Annotated in this window: 20 protein-coding genes; 14 read left to right on the top strand and 6 right to left on the bottom strand. The window is 48.2% G+C overall.

What is annotated here, in order from left to right; genetic code table 11:
* Positions 1-63: 63 nt before the first annotated feature.
* The 6 genes from CAG64_RS20400 to CAG64_RS20380 all read left to right on the top strand — a co-directional run bounded on the left by CAG64_RS20400 (position 64) and on the right by CAG64_RS20380 (position 4,609).
* A complete protein-coding gene (locus CAG64_RS20400; protein ID WP_161447620.1) occupies positions 64-348 on the top strand; it encodes a DUF2218 domain-containing protein in 285 nt (94 codons plus the stop codon).
* A gap of 235 nt (positions 349-583) precedes the next feature.
* Entirely contained in the window at positions 584-1,777 is a 1,194-nt protein-coding gene (locus tag CAG64_RS20395) for an acetate/propionate family kinase (protein WP_161447619.1), read from the top strand.
* Positions 1,778-2,221: 444 nt separating this feature from the next.
* The gene (locus CAG64_RS20390; RefSeq protein ID WP_161447618.1) at positions 2,222-3,406 is read left to right on the top strand and encodes a leucine-rich repeat domain-containing protein; all 1,185 of its coding nucleotides are present in this window, start codon (positions 2,222-2,224) and stop codon (positions 3,404-3,406) included.
* A gap of 453 nt (positions 3,407-3,859) precedes the next feature.
* Positions 3,860-4,141, top strand: coding sequence for a hypothetical protein (locus CAG64_RS23945; RefSeq protein WP_237668200.1), 282 nt, complete (start codon positions 3,860-3,862; stop codon positions 4,139-4,141).
* Positions 4,104-4,349, top strand: a complete 246-nt coding sequence (locus tag CAG64_RS23940) for a hypothetical protein (protein WP_237668201.1) — start codon at positions 4,104-4,106, stop codon at positions 4,347-4,349. Before CAG64_RS23945 ends, CAG64_RS23940 begins: the two co-directional genes overlap by 38 nt.
* A 23-nt stretch (positions 4,350-4,372) precedes the next feature.
* Positions 4,373-4,609 carry a hypothetical protein gene (locus CAG64_RS20380; protein WP_021704790.1) on the top strand — a complete coding sequence of 79 codons (237 nt, stop codon included), beginning with the start codon at positions 4,373-4,375 and terminating at the stop codon, positions 4,607-4,609.
* Positions 4,610-4,661: 52 nt separating this feature from the next.
* Here CAG64_RS20380 and CAG64_RS20375 read toward each other — a convergent pair whose 3' ends face one another.
* A complete protein-coding gene (locus tag CAG64_RS20375; RefSeq protein ID WP_161447617.1) occupies positions 4,662-5,495 on the bottom strand; it encodes a hypothetical protein in 834 nt (277 codons plus the stop codon).
* A 351-nt stretch (positions 5,496-5,846) separates the two neighbouring features.
* On the opposite strand from CAG64_RS20375, the gene CAG64_RS20370 reads away from it, so the two are divergent.
* Entirely contained in the window at positions 5,847-6,218 is a 372-nt protein-coding gene (locus tag CAG64_RS20370) for a zf-TFIIB domain-containing protein (protein WP_021704788.1), read from the top strand.
* 127 nt (positions 6,219-6,345) lie between these two features.
* Here the strand turns inward: CAG64_RS20370 and alr are convergent, their stop codons facing one another.
* On the bottom strand, positions 6,346-7,572 hold the full coding sequence (gene alr / locus CAG64_RS20365; protein WP_161489002.1) for an alanine racemase: 1,227 nt from the start codon (positions 7,570-7,572) through the stop codon (positions 6,346-6,348).
* A 102-nt stretch (positions 7,573-7,674) separates the two neighbouring features.
* Positions 7,675-9,306: a methyl-accepting chemotaxis protein gene (locus CAG64_RS20360; RefSeq protein WP_161489003.1), complete on the bottom strand. Its 1,632-nt coding sequence runs from the start codon at positions 9,304-9,306 to the stop codon at positions 7,675-7,677.
* Positions 9,307-9,857: 551 nt separating this feature from the next.
* Between CAG64_RS20360 and CAG64_RS20355 the strand changes: the two genes are divergently transcribed.
* The 5 genes from CAG64_RS20355 to CAG64_RS20335 all read left to right on the top strand — a co-directional run bounded on the left by CAG64_RS20355 (position 9,858) and on the right by CAG64_RS20335 (position 14,997).
* The gene (locus tag CAG64_RS20355; protein ID WP_161448876.1) at positions 9,858-10,322 is read left to right on the top strand and encodes a (2Fe-2S)-binding protein; all 465 of its coding nucleotides are present in this window, start codon (positions 9,858-9,860) and stop codon (positions 10,320-10,322) included.
* Between the two features lie 17 nt (positions 10,323-10,339).
* Positions 10,340-12,529, top strand: a complete 2,190-nt coding sequence (locus CAG64_RS20350; RefSeq protein WP_161448874.1) for a xanthine dehydrogenase family protein molybdopterin-binding subunit — start codon at positions 10,340-10,342, stop codon at positions 12,527-12,529.
* A gap of 59 nt (positions 12,530-12,588) precedes the next feature.
* On the top strand, positions 12,589-13,617 hold the full coding sequence (locus CAG64_RS20345) for an XdhC family protein (protein ID WP_161448872.1): 1,029 nt from the start codon (positions 12,589-12,591) through the stop codon (positions 13,615-13,617).
* On the top strand, positions 13,618-14,241 hold the full coding sequence (locus tag CAG64_RS20340; protein WP_161448870.1) for a nucleotidyltransferase family protein: 624 nt from the start codon (positions 13,618-13,620) through the stop codon (positions 14,239-14,241).
* Between the two features lie 339 nt (positions 14,242-14,580).
* On the top strand, positions 14,581-14,997 hold the full coding sequence (locus CAG64_RS20335; RefSeq protein ID WP_161448868.1) for a PaaI family thioesterase: 417 nt from the start codon (positions 14,581-14,583) through the stop codon (positions 14,995-14,997).
* Between the two features lie 29 nt (positions 14,998-15,026).
* Here CAG64_RS20335 and CAG64_RS20330 read toward each other — a convergent pair whose 3' ends face one another.
* Positions 15,027-15,512, bottom strand: coding sequence for a peptide-methionine (S)-S-oxide reductase (locus CAG64_RS20330; RefSeq protein WP_161448866.1), 486 nt, complete (start codon positions 15,510-15,512; stop codon positions 15,027-15,029).
* A gap of 193 nt (positions 15,513-15,705) precedes the next feature.
* On the opposite strand from CAG64_RS20330, the gene CAG64_RS20325 reads away from it, so the two are divergent.
* A complete protein-coding gene (locus tag CAG64_RS20325) occupies positions 15,706-16,317 on the top strand; it encodes a DJ-1/PfpI family protein (protein WP_161448864.1) in 612 nt (203 codons plus the stop codon).
* Between the two features lie 76 nt (positions 16,318-16,393).
* Here the strand turns inward: CAG64_RS20325 and CAG64_RS20320 are convergent, their stop codons facing one another.
* Positions 16,394-17,044: a Qnr family pentapeptide repeat protein gene (locus CAG64_RS20320; protein ID WP_161448862.1), complete on the bottom strand. Its 651-nt coding sequence runs from the start codon at positions 17,042-17,044 to the stop codon at positions 16,394-16,396.
* A 384-nt stretch (positions 17,045-17,428) separates the two neighbouring features.
* Between CAG64_RS20320 and thpR the strand changes: the two genes are divergently transcribed.
* Complete coding sequence (gene thpR, locus CAG64_RS20315) at positions 17,429-17,953, top strand: RNA 2',3'-cyclic phosphodiesterase (RefSeq protein WP_161448860.1); 525 nt, start codon at positions 17,429-17,431, stop codon at positions 17,951-17,953.
* Positions 17,954-17,967: 14 nt separating this feature from the next.
* Here thpR and CAG64_RS20310 read toward each other — a convergent pair whose 3' ends face one another.
* The gene (locus CAG64_RS20310; protein ID WP_161448858.1) at positions 17,968-19,125 is read right to left on the bottom strand and encodes an amidohydrolase; all 1,158 of its coding nucleotides are present in this window, start codon (positions 19,123-19,125) and stop codon (positions 17,968-17,970) included.
* Positions 19,126-19,146 lie beyond the last annotated feature (21 nt).

Raw genomic sequence — 19,146 nt, 5'->3', positions numbered from 1 at the left:
GCTCAGGCTTTGCCATTTTTTGGCAAGCCTTTTTGCGTTGAGCCATCGCATTTGGAGAAAGTCATGTTACATGCAAAAACTCACGTTCACTCTGAACATGTCAGTAAGTATTTGGTGGTGTTGTGTCGCCATTTTGCACGTAAAGTGCATGCACAATGGGACGAATGGCAGGGCATAGTTCATTTCCCGATTGGTACGGCCAGAATGGAAGTCGATGAGAAGCGCAGCACGCTGAGTATTTTTTGTGAATCGGAAGACGACAAGCAACTGGCAATGCTCAAACAGGTGCTTGAGCAGCACATGGAAATGTTTGCCCGGCGTGAAACCATAGTGCTGATCTGGGACTAATCAAACGGGGTGGTAACGATACGTTTTTTGTTGCCACTCCGGGCATTCGTTGTGATCACCGATATATTTCATCAGATAAAAAAAATCGCTGCTTGCTGTAGATCAAGAAAATTTCGTTTGAGAGAAAATAAAAATTAAAACAAAGTTGAAAGATTCAAAAATTATTGAATAATGGGTCAATACAAACAAGAAGTGAAACACTTCGACCCTCAGTCTGAAACAGGATACATAATTCATGTCTAATAAGTTCGTGCTGGTCATCAACTCTGGTAGCTCTTCGCTGAAATTCGCAGTGATCGATTCTCAAACCGGTGACGCCATCATCAGTGGGCTTGGCGAATGCTTTGGTCTGCCAGAAGCCGTGATTAGTTGGAAATACGACGGTGACAAAACCGAAGAGGCGATCACCGCCCCTGACAATCACCACCAGCACGCCATTAACCGAATCGTTGACCTGATGGACACATTAGGGCTCAGCAAAGATATAGTTGCCGTTGGTCACCGTATCGTTCATGGCGGGGAAAAATTCACTTCGACTGTTCGTATTGATGATAAGGTGCTGGCTGAAATTGAGAGCCTGTCTGATCTTGCTCCGCTCCACAACCCGGCAGGTGCGAAGGGTATCCAGGCGTCGATGCTGGCGTTCCCTGAGCTGCCTCAATTCGCAGTGTTCGATACCGCATTCCACCAAACTATGCCTCGCAAGGCGTTCACTGGTGCAATTGCGCATGAACTGTATGAACAGTATGGGATCCGCCGATACGGTTTCCACGGCACTAGCCATTATTACGTCAGCCGTGAAGCGGCTAAAATGTTGGACAAGAAGGCTGAGGAATCGAACTTTATTTCTGTCCACTTGGGTAATGGCGCCTCGGTATGTGCTATCCGCGATGGCCAGTCTGTTGACACGTCGATGGGCTTTACGCCGCTGGCTGGCTTGATGATGGGGACTCGCTCTGGTGACCTGGATCCTGGGATCATCGAATTTCTGATGAAGAAAGGCTGGAGTCAGGAGCAGGTGTTTGAAGCGCTGAATAAAAAGTCAGGTTTCCTCGGAGTGTCGGGCCTGACGTCTGATGCACGTGGGATTCTAGAAGCGATGGAGCAGGGGCATGAGGGCGCGAAACTGGCGTTCGAAGTCTTCACGTATCGTGTTGCTAAATACATTGGTTCATACCTAATTCCGCTCGACAGCCTGGACGCTATCATCTTTACGGGCGGTATCGGTGAGAACTCGTTGCCAATTCGCCGCGAAATTCTCAACAACCTCAAACTATTGGGCTTTGTGGAAGATGAGAAGGGCAACGAAGAGGCACGCTTTGGCAGCGCTGGCATTATTGCTCAATCCGAGCTGCTGGGCGCGGTGGCGATGGTTATCCCAACCAACGAAGAATACGTCATCGCCCGACAATCAGTTGAACTGCTGTAGTAGTTATTGAAATCATATGTTTGAAAGCGAGCCTAGTGCTCGCTTTTTTCGTCTTAAATGCTCTGCATTGAACACTGCAGACAGGTGTGCATGTTAGTTTCATCTGAATGGTGACGATGAATTGGCTTATTTGTGCCCCATTATTGTTTAGTACTTTTACTCATTAATACTCAGTTAACAGGTTTTTACCCTACAACAAGTTATCCGATAGAGCGTGATTTAGCACTCATTGTGGTGTGTTTGGCTGGCCAGAGTAACCTTTTGAATGGTGAAATTAACTTAACAATTTGTTGGGAATGACTAACCGCTGAAAGTACTGCTATCATCCTCTTATCTCAAAATAAAGCTTACTACCTGTGAACGTTTTAATGCGTTCGTAAAGGGAATTAGATGACGGTAGTAATAAAATACGAAACAGTCATGACATTATCAAGGGCAAGACTCATGAAAGCAACTACCCAAATTCTAGGCACTTTACTTAGTTTAGCCTTTCTTACTGGCTGTGAACGAGCAACGGAAGGGTTGCAATATGCCAAAAACCCTGATGGTTCAACTGATAAGTCATTACTTATTGGCTATGACGGTAACGAGACAGATGTCGTCATCCCGGATTCAGTGACCACCATTGGTTTACTTGCGTTTTTTGATCACAATCTCACCAGCGTGACCATCCCAGATTCGGTGACCACTATTCGTTGGGCGGCGTTTAATAATAATGCAATATCATCAATTAACAATGAGCCATCAGATGGCTTTATTTTTGCTCGAAATGATGATGGTACTGAAAATAAGAAGGTCATCATTTCTTATGGTGGAGCAAGAAAGAACATTGTTATTCCAGATTCGGTGACCACTATTGGTTGGGCAGCTTTTAGAGAAAGCCAGCTCACCAGCGTGACCATTCCAGATTCGGTGACCACCATTGGGGAGGGGGCGTTTGCTTACAACAAACTCACCAGCGTGACCATTCCAGATTCGGTGACCACCATCGGGGGTGCAGCGTTTTATGGTAATAAGCTCACCAGCGTGGGTATCCCAAACTCGGTGACCACCATTGGGGATGCAGTGTTTTATGGTAATAAGCTCACCAGCGTGGGCATCCCAAACTCGGTGACCACCATTGGGGATGCAGCGTTTTATGGTAACAATCTCATTAGCGTGGTCATCCCAAACTCGGTGACCACCATCGGAGATGAGGCGTTTTCTGCCAACCAGCTTATGGCCGTGGCCATCCCAAACTCGGTGACCACAATTGGAGATAAAGCGTTTTCTGGCAACCTGCTCAGGACTGTAGCTATCCCCAACTCGGTGACCACTATTGAGCAGGGGGTATTTAGTAGCAACTATCTCGCCAGTGTGGAAATCCCAAACTCGGTGACAACCATTGAGTTTGAGGCGTTTTATAACAATAAGCTCACCAACGTGATCCTTCCAGACTCGCTGACCACTATTGGTTGGGGGGCTTTTAGAGAAAACCAGCTTATCAGTGTGGCCATCCCAGATTCGGTGGCCTTCATTGGTCATAGGGCGTTTGTTGATAACAAGCTCACTGATGTGGTTATACCAGCTTCGGTAACTACTAATGAGAAAGAAGCGTTTGGTGATGGTGTAAAAATTAAGAGAAATTAACAGTTGAACTCTAGCATGAGGCAATACCCAAAGTTTCTGGATGTTAGGTGTTTTTATCAAATGTTAGCTTATGGCGGCTGAGCTTATTGTATAGCATTGCTGCCTTGGTATAGAACGTATTGGCGCGTAATAATCGGCACCTGAGCATCGCACTAGCTCTTCTCACCAACTTTGGCATTCCTGTAGTTATTCATGAATTGCTAATGTTCGATTTTTTCGTAACGCATTTTTGTCCAGAAACGCGTTCAAAGGCAAACATAGAGGCTCGCTGTTTTGATATTGTTACCATCGTTTTGAAATCATAAGAGCATGATAAACATCTAACTATTAATATACTTGCGTTGTTGCATATAGAGTAAGGTGGCACAATGGTGGCCGGTTGTGAGCATCTTGGATCAAAAGTGATAACCTGCGTTTTGAAAGCAAATCGTTGCGCTTGCCAGTTGTATATTAGTGAACACAGTAGAGGCATTTGAGGTGATTCAACGCTTTTTGTTACTTTCCTTCCTTTTACTAAGTGGTTGTACTGCAACCTCGATTCCATATTCAGCCCAGTTAGTTCAAAGTGATGAATTAGCAGCAAAGATCATCGAACAGGTGGTTATGGAACAGCCGTTAAAATATCGGCCAGAAGGCGTTGTGATTACTAAAGACTATTTAGGGTTAGCAGACGGAATTGAGGCTAAGCAGTGGTGTTGTGAATTCACAATTAGTGTTCTCGTCGATAAACCTTAAAACACTGGATGTCTCGACACGTTACTACTTCAACTCATTATCCCGTTTAGAGCTTTACAGCAAACGTGACTGGTACATAGTACAGTTGAAAAATGATGAACATCATATCGTAAAACGTTTCTATACTCGGCGCTTGGACAAAGCCGAGCGTTTAATTGATTCTATCAACCACATGATGGCGTCTGCGAAAGCATTTGGCACACAGTGATAACGCTAGTTTTGGGAGAATATATGGCCTTTTCAGATTCAGAACGACAAGCGCTGTTAGCGGTAAAAGGAGTGGGGCCGACGGTAGTCAAACGATTCGAGGAGATCGGTATTGATTCACTGTCAGAGCTTGCCACTTATCGCGCAGACGAGATTGCTGACAGAGTGGCTTCGATGTTGAGAACGACGTGTTGGAAAAATAGCCCGCAAGCTAAATCTGCGATTGAAGCGGCCATCGCGCGGGCAAAAGAGTCGGTATGAAGCGACAGCCTGAAACAAAAAAGCGAACCTGACGGTTCGCTTTTTTGTTCACTTAACTATCAGAGCTAACACAGTCTTTCGGTTGGTATGTTTTCGATGTGATAAAGGTTTTGTTCAGATCAAACCAGACGTATCTGATTGATGCGCCAGTATCCAGGATGCTTGACAGGCTTGAGCAAACATTAGATTTCAGTAATTCAGAATCAATATCCAACCAATCATCTTTAGCGAATGTATCTAAATAGGTAAATTGAATCTCTAACGTATTATTCAGGACGATCGCTTTGTCCAGACGTTGCGCATCATCGACCTGAACAGGTGCTTGTTCGTTCATTTTCTTCGCCACAGCCAAGATAAAACCAGGCTTGATCAGTTGCTTAAAAGCTGGTTGATGCTTCTTAAGTATTTGTTGGAATATCTCGGATTTTGCCTCAGTCATTTTGATGAGCTTTTCTTTACCACCTGACAGGCTATGAAACTTTTCAAGACAAACTAAAAGGTCATCGGTGACACCCGGGGTAAGGACGTTCGTTGATAAGAATTCAAAGATATTTGGGTCAGTCAGCATCTTTTGACAAGAGTCAGAGCGCTTAATATCAACCATTTTTGTCATTTCATCCCGAGTCACAACCTCTTGGTAACGCGCTATGAGTGCAGTCTCTAATTCTTCAGTAAACACGTTTTCTTTCACAAACGTTTCCATAGAAGACTGAGAAACGGAATACTGCTCAGATAATACACGAGCGACAAGGTCTTGAACCTTTGGAGAAAAGTCCATTTTGACGAATTCTACGTAGGGATCCTGAGGCTGTTTTGCCAATGCACTGGCGCTGATAAATAACAAGCTCACCCCAAATAGGATTTTGTTAATCCAGTTGAGACTCATTCATATACCTTTTAATTTTTTTTGGAGGGATGATTTTTCGTAAATACTAATAGATAGGTGGTTTATTTTCAAAATAATCAATAGTTTCTTATGAGTAGATGTGACGTTTATCAAGTCTCCACACACTAATCAAATTGTAATAAGTGTCTGATTAGTCGGTTGTTAATGTTGTTAAGTAGTTATTTGGATGGCATCATAATAATGATATTCTTCATTAAATGATTAATTTGTTATTTATACGCCGTACAAAGAAAAACAATGAGTATAATGCCTTATGTTCAGTGGTGATACACAGTTCTGACGCTGCTTGCTTTACTCAATTAAATATAACTGGATCAACAAGGAATAAATATGAAGTGTCCAAAATGTCATTCTGATTTCGAACAGCTGCAAACCCCGTTGGGTGATGTGGAACGTTGTACTGAGTGCAAGGGTTTGTGGATTGACGCTTATGAAGTCGAAGCAATGAAACCTCTGGCAGAGGTAATTGATTCGGGTGATGAAGAAGTGGGTAAAGCCTTTAACGCCATAGACCGTATCAATTGCCCAGTGTGTCCGAACAATCAGTTATTGCGCCTGGTGGATCCAAAGCAGCCGCATATTTGGTTTGAAAGTTGCCCGACGTGTAAAGGACGTTTTTACGATGCGGGTGAGTTTAAAGACTTAGCCACGTTAGATTTATCGGACTTTTTTAAAAAATTTGGGTTAGTCGAACGCGTTTAGCCTGATTAAGCTTGCAGGTCGAAGTTGGGTATTCACCAAATTCAGCACAAGATTCAATCTGAACCTGCAACAGCGCAATAAACATAAAGCGAGCCAAAAGGCTCGCTTTGTTTTATCTGCCCAACACTTATTTTACGTAGATTCTTGGGTTGGCATTGCCCCAAATGGTGTAAAGCTCCGGGAAGATAACTTCGGCGCTATTTTCCATTTCTGCGGCAGAGATGGTTTGGCCTTTCGAGCTACCAAACAGTACGACTTCACTACCAGGCTTGACTCCTTTGATATTGGAAACATCGACCATGGTGGTGTTCATTGAGGCCACACCGGCGACTTGCGCGCGCTGACCATTGATGATGACTTCCGCTTTGTTGCCCATTTTGCGAGGGTAGCCATCAGAGTAGCCGACCGGGATATTAGCCATCAGGCTCTCTTGAGTGGTGGTAAAGCTGCTGTCATAGCCAACGGTGCTGTTTTCTGGCAGGTGATGCAGAGACGCCACACGAGTTTTGAACGACACAATCGAAGGGTATTCCAGATTGGTCGGCAGGTCGCCGTACAGAACTCCGCCCGGGCGCACCATATCCAGCTGTGCTTCTGGTACATTTAACGCTGTGTACGAGTTTGCTACGTGCAGCAAAATGTCATCGCGTTGAAGGGGAGAGTGCTCAATCAGCCACGCAGAACTCTCTTTAAACGACGTCAGTTTCCGTCTTACATCATCGGCGTCATAGTTCGGGAAGTGGGTCATGATACCAACAATGCGTATGCCTGTAGAGCTGGCGATTTGCTGAGCTTCTTGCTTGCCGTCTTCGGTGGTCATGTCAACGCCATTCCGGCCCATACCGCCATCGTTGAGTGACAGGTGAACTTTGATTGTTTGACCTGAGGTCTTAGCCAGTTTGGTCAGCGCTTTGGCTTGCGCCGCGCTGCCGATCAGCTCTTCGACATTGAGATGAAGAGCGTCTTTGATTTCTCCAAGGCTGGCTGAGCGCACACGCATCAATTGGCCTTCGAAGCCACTGTCGCGCACTGCTTGTGCTTCTGCATTGCTGGCGATAGCCACACACGGGATCTGCTGTTCAATAATCGTTGGCATCAGGCCCTGAATGCCATTGCCGTAAGCGTCTGCTTTCATCACAGCACAAATTTTTGTATGGCTGTTCATGTGAGACTTAAATTGCTCAATATTCTCGCGAAACTGCCCGAGGTTAATCTCCAGCCAGGCGTTCGCTGCCTGAATGTCTTCTTGTTGAATATCCGCACTGACCAGGTGTTGTGGGGCGCTGTTCGCAGGCATGGCGGTAAGTGTTGCGGTGGCAATTGAGAATGAGAGCAAAGTTTTTTTAAAGCGCATAAAGTCTCCATACGCAGGTGTATTGGTTTTCTTGAATGGGTATCTATATTGAGCGGAATCGCTCTGGGTTGATGCTCCGGCCAGGCCGGAGCATCGAAAGTGTTATTTGAGCTTGAAGCGGCCCATCACTTCCTGAAGTGAGACAGAGAGCTGACTTAGTTCGCGGCAAGCCTGGGCGGTTTGCTGTGAGCCTTGCGACACTTCTTGCGAAGCGAAGTGAATGTTTTCGATACTGCGGCTTAACTCGTCGGCAACGGAATCTTGTTGATTACATGCGGTTGCGATCTGGCTGCCCATATCTGAAATGTCGGAAATGGAACGTTCGATTTCACCCATCAACTGCTTAGACTGAACGCCTTGCTGCGCGCATTCGGTGATGCTGCTGCGTGAGAGTTCAGTGGCCGATTTGGCTTCTTTTGCCAGTGATTGCAACTGCTCAATGATGGTCGTAATTTCACTGGTGGAATGCTGCGTGCGGCCCGCTAACGTTCTGACTTCGTCGGCAACCACAGCAAAGCCGCGGCCAGAGTCACCTGCTCGTGCTGCTTCAATCGCTGCGTTGAGCGCCAATAGGTTGGTTTGATCGGCGATATCACGGATAACGTCAACGATGACGTTGATCTTACTCGATTGCAGTTCAAGTTCCGTCACGGTGTCACCGGCATTACCAATTACGTTGGCGACGTCTTCGATGGTATCCACCATATGCTGAGTCACCTGAACACCGTGTTGGGTGCGCTGGTTCGCTTCGCTCGCCTGGCTGGCGGATTCTTCCGTATTACGGGCAACGTCTTCTACCGCGGCTTTCATTTCTGTCATGGCTGTGGCGATGTGCGTGATTTGCAGTTGCTGATCTTTCATCCCCGACGCGGAAATATCGGAAATTTGTGTCATTTCCTCAACGGCACTGCTCAGTTGCGTAACCGCGGCGATCACATTGTCGATTACCTGACGTAAATCGTCCTGCATTTTACTGGTGGCGTCAGCCAGTTCGCCCAGTTCGTCGTTGCCGATGGCCTGACGGTCAATGTCATTGGACAGATCGCCGGTAGCAATGGAGTTTGCCTGCTCGACCACCAGTTTTAATGGCCCACAGATCAGACGGGTCAACAGGTATGTCATTGCGACCATGATTAGCAGAATCACCACATTGCTGATGATGGATGAAGAACTCAGATCATTGATAGACTTGAGGATATTATTCCGGTTGTTGTCCATCGCCTGTTTCAGGATCTTGATCAACTTACCGAGTTCAGCATCAACCGCTTCAAAAGCAGGCAAAGAAGAGGCAAGGATAGGTTGTGCTTTGCTTTTGTCGTTGGCCAACATTGTGTCGTTGTATCGGTCCATGGTGCTCAGGTACGTCTCTAGGTAGCGCATGACCTGTTGATAGGTCTGTTGCTCTTCACCAGGCCAGACAGTTTGACCGTATGACTCTAATTCACGTGCAATTTCCTGACGTTTACGAAGGTTACGAGAGATTTGATTGCGTATTTTCTCTGGATCATCAAATGTGTACGCCACAAATTGCGAACGTCGCCAGCGGGAAAGATCGTCTCTGATGGCGTCGACACGTTCAACGGCTGGTAACGTGTCGTCGGTGTAGTTAAGCAGCTCAACTTTGATGCTTTTGAGTTCCGAAGATAAAAATACGCCGAAAACGATATTAATAAGTGCAATGATCAGGAATGAAAAAGAAATCTTTTTCGCTATCGAAAGATTCTTGATAAACATATGTTTGATATACCTTGATTTATTATTTTGTAGCCAAAGTAAACCATGTCCGTATATGTGATATTGATCCATATTTTTACTGCAAGTTGTGCAAGGTATCACTTATTGATTCATTTTTCGATAACCATATACGCTTTAAATGAAAATAAATTTTGTCAATAATTTCAGTAAGGTATGTGTTCGGTATTTTTGACGTAGCCATTATTCTGACGTTGATGGCAAATTTGAATGTATTTCGTTCTTTATACGTATAAAAATCTCGCTCCACGCGCATCTAAGGATGCTGTTTTTATAAATCCTCAATTTAGTTAATGACAACGCCATCGCCGCCAGAATGCTTGCTAATTGGTCGTTCTGCCACGTTTTTTGGTTTTCTGGAACATTAGGCAAACAATTTGGATTTTCTGTCTAACACATCATCCGCGTACTTCTATAATTTTCTCTATAGCTAGTGATGAGCAATGAAACTATCTATACAACGTGCGGCAATCTCCATCATCTGAGCGGGATATCGCACGCCAATTCAATATAAAGAGAGCAGGAGAAGCTCCATGTCAGTTACTTTGAATGTGAACGGTGTCGATAGAGAAATCGACGCATCGCCAGACACGCCCATTCTATGGGCTGTTCGTGATCATCTTGATATGACCGGGACCAAATTCGGCTGCGGTATGGCGCAGTGCGGCGCTTGCACTGTGCACTTGAATGGTCAGCCGATTCGTTCCTGTGTGACGCCAGTTCAGGCTGCTGTTGGTCAGAAGATCACCACCATAGAAGGCGTGGAAAGTCGTGCCGCAAAAGTGGTGCAACAAGCCTGGGATGAACTGCAGGTACCGCAGTGTGGCTACTGTCAGTCGGGGCAAGTTATGTCTGCGGTTGCTCTGCTGGAGAGCAACCCGAATCCGACAGACTCCGACATTGATGCTGCCATGTCGGGCAATATCTGTCGTTGTGCAACTTACGTGCGTATTCGCCAGGCGATCAAAGACGCAGCAACGCAACTCAAAGCCGTTTGATAAGGGAGTGAACAATCATGCGTAGAATGTCCTTTTCATCAGCGGTGGATGAGGTTGTACCCGGCCGCCGTAAATTTCTAAAATTGATGGGTGGTGTCGGTGCGGGGTTAACATTGGGGTTCTCTTTACCTTTGTCACTCAATGCTCGCGCGGATGAGGCCGCGAAGGCGCCGTTTGAACCCAATGCGTTTGTGCGTATCGGGACAGACAACAAAGTTACCGTGATGATCAAACACGTTGAAATGGGTCAGGGTACTTATACCGGCCTGACGACTTTGGTCGCAGAAGAGCTGGATGCGAGTTGGGATCAAATGGTGGCCGAAGGTGCGCCAGCCGATGCCAAACGCTACAACAATACGCTTTGGGGCCCGATGCAAGGCACCGGCGGCAGTACTGCCATCGCCAACTCATACATGCAAATGCGTACCGCTGGCGCGGTTGCGAAAGCTATGTTAGTCGCCGCCGCGGCGAAGCGCTGGGGTGTGCCTGCATCTGAAATACAGGTGAAAGCGGGTGTTGTTACTCATGGCAGCAACAAGGCTCAGTTTGGTGAACTGGCTGAGGATGCGGCAGCTCAGCCCATGCCGGATGAAGCCAGTGTGACGCTAAAAACGCCCGAGCAATTCGTATTTATTGGTAAACAGAAAGTCAGCCGCAAAGATATCGGCAAAAATGATGGAACGGCGATTTTCACACAGGACATTAAGTTCCCCGGGATGTTAACTGCCATGATTCTGCATGCACCAAAATTCGGTGCCAAGCTGAAAACGCTGGATTCAACGGCGGCAAAAGCGTCTCCGGGTGTGGTGGATGTTCTGACCATTCCCACAGGCGTAGCGGTGCTGGCCAAAGACTACTGGAGTGCAAAAAAAGGCCGCGACTTGCTGCAAGTTAGCTGGGATGAGAGCGGCGCGTTCACTAAGAGTTCAGCGCAAATCATGACCGAGTATAAAACGCTGTCGAAGAAGAACGGCATTGTGGCTCGAAATGATGGCGATGCGGCGGGTGCATTGGCGCAGGCTGAGACCGTTATTGATACGACCTATGAGTTTCCTTTCCTGTCGCATTCTCCTATGGAGCCGATGAACTGCGTTGCTCAAGTCACGGATCAGGGATGCGAAATCTGGAATGGCGAACAGTTCCAGACGGTTGATCAGATGAACATTGCGAAAGTGCTGGGTATCAAACCAGAGCAAGTCACATTGCATATGTTGTTAGCGGGCGGCAGCTTTGGCCGTCGAGCGAATCCGCATTCCGATTATCTGATTGAAACGGTTGAGATTGCCAAGCAGAAGAAGGGCATTCCGGTGAAGATGGTGTGGAGCCGGGAAGACGATACCCAGGTTGGCTACTATCGTCCGGCGTACGTGCATCGCGTCCAGGCGGGTCTGGATGCTGAAGGCAACATCACGGCTTGGCATCAGCATATTGTCGGCCAATCGATTCTGGCCAATACCGCCTTTGAATCGTTTATGGTCAAAGACGGAATTGATGCGACGTCAGTGGAAGGGGCATCCAACAATCCATACGCGATTCCTAATCTGAAGCTTGAACTTACCACGGTTAAAGAAGGCCCAACCGTGCAATGGTGGCGCTCAGTGGGGAGTACCCATACAGCATTTGCTGTCGAAACTATGATTGATGAGCTGGCAGTTAAAGCGGGTAAAGACCCGGTTGAAATGCGCATGAAATTACTGGACAAACATCCTCGCTGGCAGGGTGTGCTCAAACTGGCCGCCGAGAAAGCAGGATGGGGTAAGAGCCTGCCAGAAGGGACGGGCATGGGCGTCGCCGTACATGAATCGTTCAGTACGTTTGTAGCGCAGGTGGCGCAGGTGTCTGTGAAAAATGGGCAGATTTCCGTCGATAAGGTGGTGTGTGCGGTTGATTGCGGTGTGGCCGTCAACCCGGATGTGATCGCCGCGCAAATGGAAGGCGGGATCGGTTTTGGTCTGTCTCCAACCTTGATCAGTGAGATTACTCTGGGTGAAGGTGGAGTGGTGGAACAGTCGAACTTCCACAATTATCAGGTACTACGAATGAACCAGATGCCGGAAGTTGAGGTGCATATTGTGCCTTCTGCTGAAGCTCCGACGGGTGTCGGTGAGCCGGGTGTGCCGCCAATCGCACCAGCGGTGGCAAATGCCGTGGCAGCGATCACCGGGCAACGCGTGAATGTACTGCCGCTGAAACTGGCGTCGGCGTAAGCTGTGTCTGATTTGAGTTTAGTTTGACTCTTTCAGCACAATGACTACAGGTGAAAACGATGTCCAATCATTTGTTGTATTTGCTGACCCAATGGCTTCGTCTTAAAGACGAAGCCAACTGGGTTCTGGGCACGGTGTACAAAACCGAAGGTCCGGCTTATCGTAAATCTGGCGCCATGATGCTGTTCAGTGACGCCGGACACCAATTGGGAATGCTCAGTGGAGGGTGCCTTGAATCTGATATTCACCTGCACGCACGTAAGGTGATGCTTAGCCAGGCGCCCGTCACACTGACCTACGACGGCAGCGACGAAGACGATCTTGCCTTTCAGTTAGGCATTGGTTGTGGCGGCACGGTTCATATTCTGTTGCAGCCCCTGACGGCCGAAAATGGTTATCTTGATTTGCCTTTGGTGCTGGTGGCACTGCAGCAGCACCACAAAGGCCATTACTTTCAAAAGGTGTCGAAAAAAGACGTGGCTGCGCGTTTTATGACTGAAGCGATGCCGGAGGAATATCAACGTACGGGAGCCACATTAATCGAGCAAGAAGACGGCGTCTGGCTGTGTACGCCGATAGATGCCCCGCTGCATGTCTTGCTCGTTGGTGGTGGCATAGATGCCAGGCCCGTCGCGCAGATGGCCCATCTGCTTGGGTGGCAGGTTACATTGTGGGATCCCAGACCAGCCAACGGACGGATGGAGTACTTTCCCCATCTTGCCCATCGGCTCAACGGCCAGGCCAGTGAATTGCCAGCTCATTGCCGTGATCACAATGTGCAGGCGGCGATACTAATGAGTCACAACGTGAGCTTGGACGCTGAGGCGCTGGCCGCGATGGCGGGTGTCCCCCTCAAATATCTGGCGTTACTCGGCCCAACCAACCGACGTGAAAAAGTGATGAGCCTAGCAGGTATTTTGCCCGATGAGTTATCGGCTACGCTATCTGGCCCTGCCGGATTAGATATCGGCGCTGAGCTGCCAGAAACCATCGCACTGTCTATTCTGGCGGAATGTCAGGCTGCGACGACTCGTGCGACAGGGCGCTCTCTCAGTGATGTCCTGCCTTTGTTTCGGGCGGCATCCTGAATGGGAATAGTCGACAGGAAAGTGGCTGTGGTGGTGATGGCTGCGGGGGAAAGTAAACGCTTTGGTGGCTGCAAACAACTGCATCCGTTAGATGGTAGCCACACACTCTTATCGCAGGTTGTGACACAGGCATTGGGCAGCCAAATCGGGCCGGTGTTTGTCGTCACCGGCCGTTGGCATGATGTCATTGAACAGGCTCAGAAAGCGGGTCAACTGGACTCGGTGCCACTGCTTTACTGCCCAGATTGGTCTAAGGGATTAGGGCGATCCATTGCCTACGCCACACAGGTAATGTCGTCGGACTTTGACGCCATGTTGATTTTACTTGCTGACCAGATTGCTCTGCGAGCAGAGGACTTACAGCGTCTGGTGGAAAGTGAATCAACAGACCAGATCGTATGCGCTTTCTATCACGAAAAACGAGGTGTCCCCGCTTTGTTTCCGGCCAGCAGTTTCGCTCAGTTGCAGCGACTCGATGGTGAGCACGGTGCCCGGCAGTTACTGCGTAGTGGTGATACCCGTGTGCGGGAAGTACCGATAGAGCGGGCAGCGTTTGATATCGATACGCGTGAGGCGTTGAACGATTGGCAGCGACGGATGCAAGCCTGCCAAACTGACGGTTAAACACTGGCGAATAAATCAGTTGTGTAATCACGTGTGTCAATCAATTCAAAGAACGATGCCCAGTTCAGCCATCACAAGGCCATAGCCTCCAGCCATCAGACCAGTAATGTGGCCGTCGTCTGTATGGAGTTCAACGGTTATAAGACTGGTTGAGGCTGGCTGGTATGCAAGCTCGATTTTGCTCAAACCAAACGTTACCGAGCGTTGTTAACCTAGTTAAAGCAGCAACTGGTTAAGGCTTCCTGAAAGATATCGTGGCTGCAAACAAAGATTCCGTCATCCTCTTTTGATGTAATTGGCATATGCTAATAATTAAATTGTGTCATGGTGGGATTTTGTATGAGTAACATTTTAGCATCGCATGGTGGTTGCGCAGTGTGTGCAGACCCGGTGAGCAACCCGCATTCATTGGGTGTTCGCTACGAGTATGGCGCTGAGCGGGGTGTTCAGGCGAGATTTACCGTGGTACCACGTCATCAGGGGTACCACGGCATTTTACATGGTGGCATTGTCAGCGCGTTGTTGGATGGTGCGATGACGCATTGCATACTGCACCGTGATACACCAGCATTAACAGCACAACTGGATGTGCGCTTTCACCGACCAATCACACTGGGAGAGCAGGTCATCGTCACCGCACAATGTGAGTCCGAGCGGCGCGGCATGTATACGATGAGCGCCGAGTTGAGAGTCGGCGGGGAGTTACGTGCCAGTGCGAAAGGCAAGTTTCTACGGTGTGACTTGGCGCGGCTATAACCATTGTGGCGGTGTGTTGACCAGAGTGGCTATGATGAGGTTTTATACTTGTGCAGTAAATTCCACGGAATGTGGCAAAGTGCATGATCTTCCGGATGACGTGTCAGTCGGTGTTGGTGCTCTGTATCGCTTTTGACGTAGTTCTTCAGTGGCAAGACCTCCACGGCAATGCGTTCGGCATCGCAACGCGAGCTTAAGTAGGCGGTCGCCAATCGTAAATGCTCCGCATGGTTGCTGTAGATGCCTGTTCGGTATTTTGTACCGACATCTTGCCCCTGTTTATTGACGCTGTATGGGTCAATAATTTCAAACAAGTGCTCAATCAACTGCTCGATTGAGATCAGGGTGGGATCGAACTCTAACCGCACGCATTCGGCGTAACCGTCGTAGTTACCCTGGGTCGTATTTGAGGCGCCGTTGGCTCTGCCTGCTTCGGTTGATATCACGCCAGGAATGTATTTGATAAATTCCTGAACGCCCCAAAGGCACCCGCCAGCCAGGTATATTTCTTCCATATCAGTGAGTTATGTTAGTTCTGTATTTGTGTATTTCCACTGTAGCAGAAATCGCTTCTGAGATGAATGTGGGTTCGATTTCGCACAACATGCGTTGCCACGACGAATAAGCGCCTGTTCTGCGAGCGTTCGCACCGTTTGTTATACATTGATTATGATAATGTGCGCATATTGATAACCAAAGGAAGTGAGTATGTATCAACTATCCATTGTCGTATTCGACGACTTTACTGATGTCGATTTTTTCCTGATGCGGGATATTCTGGGTCGCAATAAGAAGGACTGGTGTGTAAAAGTATTGGGGCTAAGCAGTGAACATACGTCTACTTTGGGAATGACGGTAAAATCCGATGGGCATGTATCCGAAGCGTGTGATTCAGATGTGGTGTTGTTTGTCAGTGGTTACAAAGGCGTTCCGGCTGTGCTGGAAAATCCTGAGTTTATGGCGTCACTGACGTTAAATCCTGACAAACAACTTATTGGGTCGATTTGTGCAGGCTCGTTCATTCTTCATCAACTGGGTTTGCTGGATGGAGCCCCTCTTACGACGCACCCGGATGCTAAACATCGCTTGCTGGAAGTGGGGGGAGATGTGCAAGACGAACCTTTGGTGATTGTCGGCAACATCGCGACGGCGGGTGGTTGTTTGTCGGCGCTTTACCTGACCGGGTGGGTGGCGGAGCGACTGTTTGACGCAGATAAACGCCGAGAGATTCAACGTCAGTTGATTCCGGCAGGTCAGGCTGAGATCTATGAAAATCTGATTCACGACACGATTGACGCGGCGCTAAAGCAGGCGAAGTGAGGAGAGCATAAATCGGAATGGGAAGATACAGGCTGAGTTACCCCGTATCTCCCTATTCGCCGAATATATTGTGAGATTAGAGTACGATCAGCCCAAGCGGAGCGAGCAGTTGCGCCTGTTGCCAGTCACAAATTTTTACACCATGAAGCGACACGCGACGGATATCCAACCCTTCGAGTTCGATATGAGTCAGGTCGCACTCCTCCAAATTAAAGCTTCCCCATTGCTCGGTACTGAATTCACCCCGGGACAAATCGGAACCTTTCAGATTTGCACCAGACAGGTTGGCGCCATTCCAGCGATTTTCAAACAGATCGCACTTTTCTAGTAACACCCGTTCGAAGTTGGTGTACGCCAGATTACATCCGGTGATGAATGCAGAACAAAAGAACATCGTATGGTTGATGCGGTTGGCAAAATTAGCTTGCTGAAAGTTAGCGCCTTTTAGATCGCATTTACGCAGTTCTATCCCCATACAGTCAGCACCATTGAAAAGACTCATTGCCAGCATACAGTTGGTGAAGCTCGCATCTTTTAACTTGGCGTAACGGAAGTCACAGCCCTCAATGGCTTGTGCTTCGATAAAACGACAATCGGTAAACGTGGTATCTCTAAGATCGGCGCGCCGAAAATTGCATTGATAAAATCGGCAGTTCGTAAAAGTGTGGCCCTGAAGATTTTGGCCAGAGAAGTCCTGTTTAAGAAACGTGAGATCGGTGTTAAGCATGTTGTCTCCTTTGTTGCGTGCAGACTAACATTGCAAGTGTTTGATTTTCTACAAAAATAACTTCTTTAAAAACAGAGATTTAAAAGTGGCTCAAATCGCCGTTTTAAGGTATCAAATCACGCGTCTAAGGTGGGTGTTTTTCAAAAAGAGAACAAGGCGGTGTGAAAAAAAGTTTTGTTTAATATGGGGCCGGACGGGCGTTTTTTCAGTTTGACGTTAGGCGGAGGAATACGTTGCTTAAATATGCTGAAAGTGAGAACAAGCAGGCGCCTAAAAGTAATAAGGATATAGGGTCGTAAGCCCATAACATCGCTTCCTGACTCAGTTTGAGTATAATTTCCTTATAACTCGGGTATTTGCTGGCAGTGATTGAGGAGGAACGCCATGCGTTTGTTTTACGCTCTGACATTTGATACCGACACCAAAACACGCATCACGCATTATCAGAAACAGCTGGCCAGCCATGCTATCAAGGGGCGCCTGACACGCGAGTCAAACTACCACGTCACACTGGAGTTCATTGGTGAGGCCACGCCGACGGAAAAGAAAACACTGACAGAGGTACTTTATCAGTTGGACCAGTGCCCACAGAGCATTCGGGTGGATCATTTTGGCGCTTTTTCGGTGAAAGGGCGGCAGTTGGTGTGGTTAGGTGTCCAGCAACAAGCGGAGCTGATGGCGCTGCAAAACCGGATGCGGGACAGGCTAAACGACATGGGGTTTTATGCAGAGCGGCGCCAGTACACGCCGCATATTACTTTAGGAAGAAACATGACGTTGCGTGATAAAGTACATTCACTCAAGGCCGAGATGGCTGAACTACCGGTTTACTCGTTGGCGCTGATGGAGAGCAAACGTGTAGGGGACGTTTTGGTTTATGAAGCCATTGAAGAAGTGTTTCCTGCCTAAACTGCACCGGTTTACTAGTCTTGGGTTAAACCGTGCTGACGTCGGATCAGGGCGACGAATAGGGATGCTGCTGTGTCCATAATGTCGTCTGGAAAGTCGTAATCCGGGTTATGCAGTTCCGGATGGTGTGTTCCGCTGCCGATGCAAAACATCGCGCCGCGCCATTTGAGCAGAAACTCAGCGAAGTCTTCTGACCAGCGCATCGGTTCATCGAGTTGATGAACGGAAAGTCCGAGCTGGTTTGCTTGTTCGACCAGCATTGAGACATGCTGTGCTGAGTTAACGGTTGCGTTAAACGGCTCATCCCACTCTACATGAATGTCCAACCCACTTTGTGCTCTGAACTCTTGTAGTGCCTCGGTCAGCAGCGTCTGCATCGCCTGAAACGTTTCATTGCATTCGCTGCGCATTGTCGCCATGACTTTCGCTTCTCCCGGAGAGACACCATACGCCGCTTCGCCCAGCTGTGCATGCACAATAGTCACCAGGCTGAAAGCCTCGGGAAAGCGTTGTGGCATTCCTTGCAGCAGTTGCATGATGTCCATCATCGTGTTGGTTGGGCTGATCCCATTTTCAGGCCTTGCCGCGTGTGAAGTTTTACCGGTGAGTGTGATAGATACACCAGTGGATGCGCAGGCAAAGGTGTCTGTCTTGACGACGATCTGGTGCAGCGGATAGCCAGGCAGGTTGTGGTAAGCATAGGCGTTGTCGACGGTCAGGTCGCGCAGTGCCGGATGCGTCAGCATCGAAGCGGCGCCCGTGCCGATCTCTTCTGCTGGCTGAAACAATAACACCACCTGACCGGACTTAGGAGGATGTTCGGCTAACTGCTGCGCGACTTTAAGCAAGGAGGTGGTGTGACCGTCATGACCACAAGCATGCATTACTCCATGGTTAGCCGAGACGTGATCATGTTGTGCCTGTTCTTCAATTGGCAGGGCATCAAAGTCTGCGCGGATCAAAGTGGTTTCGCCTTCGTCTTCACCTTCAATAATACAGAACAAACCGTGCCCGCCGATTTCGGTTACCGGCTTCAGGCCGAATGAACTGAGCACGCGCGCGATGGTTTGAGACGTGTTCACCTCTTCCAGCGACAACTCAGGGAAACGGTGCAGATTTTTGCGAAAAGCGACCGCATTAAAAACTGGTGCGTCGTTGGATGGCGTATCCATAGTTGATCCTTAGGCCTTGAT

This window comes from Vibrio sp. V38_P2S17PM301 (assembly GCF_009904845.1).
Taxonomy (GTDB): Bacteria; Pseudomonadota; Gammaproteobacteria; order Enterobacterales; family Vibrionaceae; genus Vibrio; species Vibrio proteolyticus.
This window is presented reverse-complemented; position numbering and strand designations above follow the sequence as displayed.

Bases quoted from the DNA above. Each gene is read 5' to 3' on its own strand.
- CAG64_RS20400 (WP_161447620.1), top strand. From the start codon at position 64: ATGTTACATGCAAAAACTCACGTTCACTCTGAACATGTCAGTAAGTAT.
- CAG64_RS20395 (WP_161447619.1), top strand. From the start codon at position 584: ATGTCTAATAAGTTCGTGCTGGTCATCAACTCTGGTAGCTCTTCGCTG.
- CAG64_RS20390 (WP_161447618.1), top strand. From the start codon at position 2,222: ATGAAAGCAACTACCCAAATTCTAGGCACTTTACTTAGTTTAGCCTTT.
- CAG64_RS20380 (WP_021704790.1), top strand. From the start codon at position 4,373: ATGGCCTTTTCAGATTCAGAACGACAAGCGCTGTTAGCGGTAAAAGGA.
- CAG64_RS20375 (WP_161447617.1), bottom strand. From the start codon at position 5,495: ATGAGTCTCAACTGGATTAACAAAATCCTATTTGGGGTGAGCTTGTTA.
- CAG64_RS20370 (WP_021704788.1), top strand. From the start codon at position 5,847: ATGAAGTGTCCAAAATGTCATTCTGATTTCGAACAGCTGCAAACCCCG.
- alr (WP_161489002.1), bottom strand. From the start codon at position 7,572: ATGCGCTTTAAAAAAACTTTGCTCTCATTCTCAATTGCCACCGCAACA.
- CAG64_RS20360 (WP_161489003.1), bottom strand. From the start codon at position 9,306: ATGTTTATCAAGAATCTTTCGATAGCGAAAAAGATTTCTTTTTCATTC.
- CAG64_RS20355 (WP_161448876.1), top strand. From the start codon at position 9,858: ATGTCAGTTACTTTGAATGTGAACGGTGTCGATAGAGAAATCGACGCA.
- CAG64_RS20350 (WP_161448874.1), top strand. From the start codon at position 10,340: ATGCGTAGAATGTCCTTTTCATCAGCGGTGGATGAGGTTGTACCCGGC.
- CAG64_RS20345 (WP_161448872.1), top strand. From the start codon at position 12,589: ATGTCCAATCATTTGTTGTATTTGCTGACCCAATGGCTTCGTCTTAAA.
- CAG64_RS20340 (WP_161448870.1), top strand. From the start codon at position 13,618: ATGGGAATAGTCGACAGGAAAGTGGCTGTGGTGGTGATGGCTGCGGGG.
- CAG64_RS20335 (WP_161448868.1), top strand. From the start codon at position 14,581: ATGAGTAACATTTTAGCATCGCATGGTGGTTGCGCAGTGTGTGCAGAC.
- CAG64_RS20330 (WP_161448866.1), bottom strand. From the start codon at position 15,512: ATGGAAGAAATATACCTGGCTGGCGGGTGCCTTTGGGGCGTTCAGGAA.
- CAG64_RS20325 (WP_161448864.1), top strand. From the start codon at position 15,706: ATGTATCAACTATCCATTGTCGTATTCGACGACTTTACTGATGTCGAT.
- CAG64_RS20320 (WP_161448862.1), bottom strand. From the start codon at position 17,044: ATGCTTAACACCGATCTCACGTTTCTTAAACAGGACTTCTCTGGCCAA.
- thpR (WP_161448860.1), top strand. From the start codon at position 17,429: ATGCGTTTGTTTTACGCTCTGACATTTGATACCGACACCAAAACACGC.
- CAG64_RS20310 (WP_161448858.1), bottom strand. From the start codon at position 19,125: ATGGATACGCCATCCAACGACGCACCAGTTTTTAATGCGGTCGCTTTT.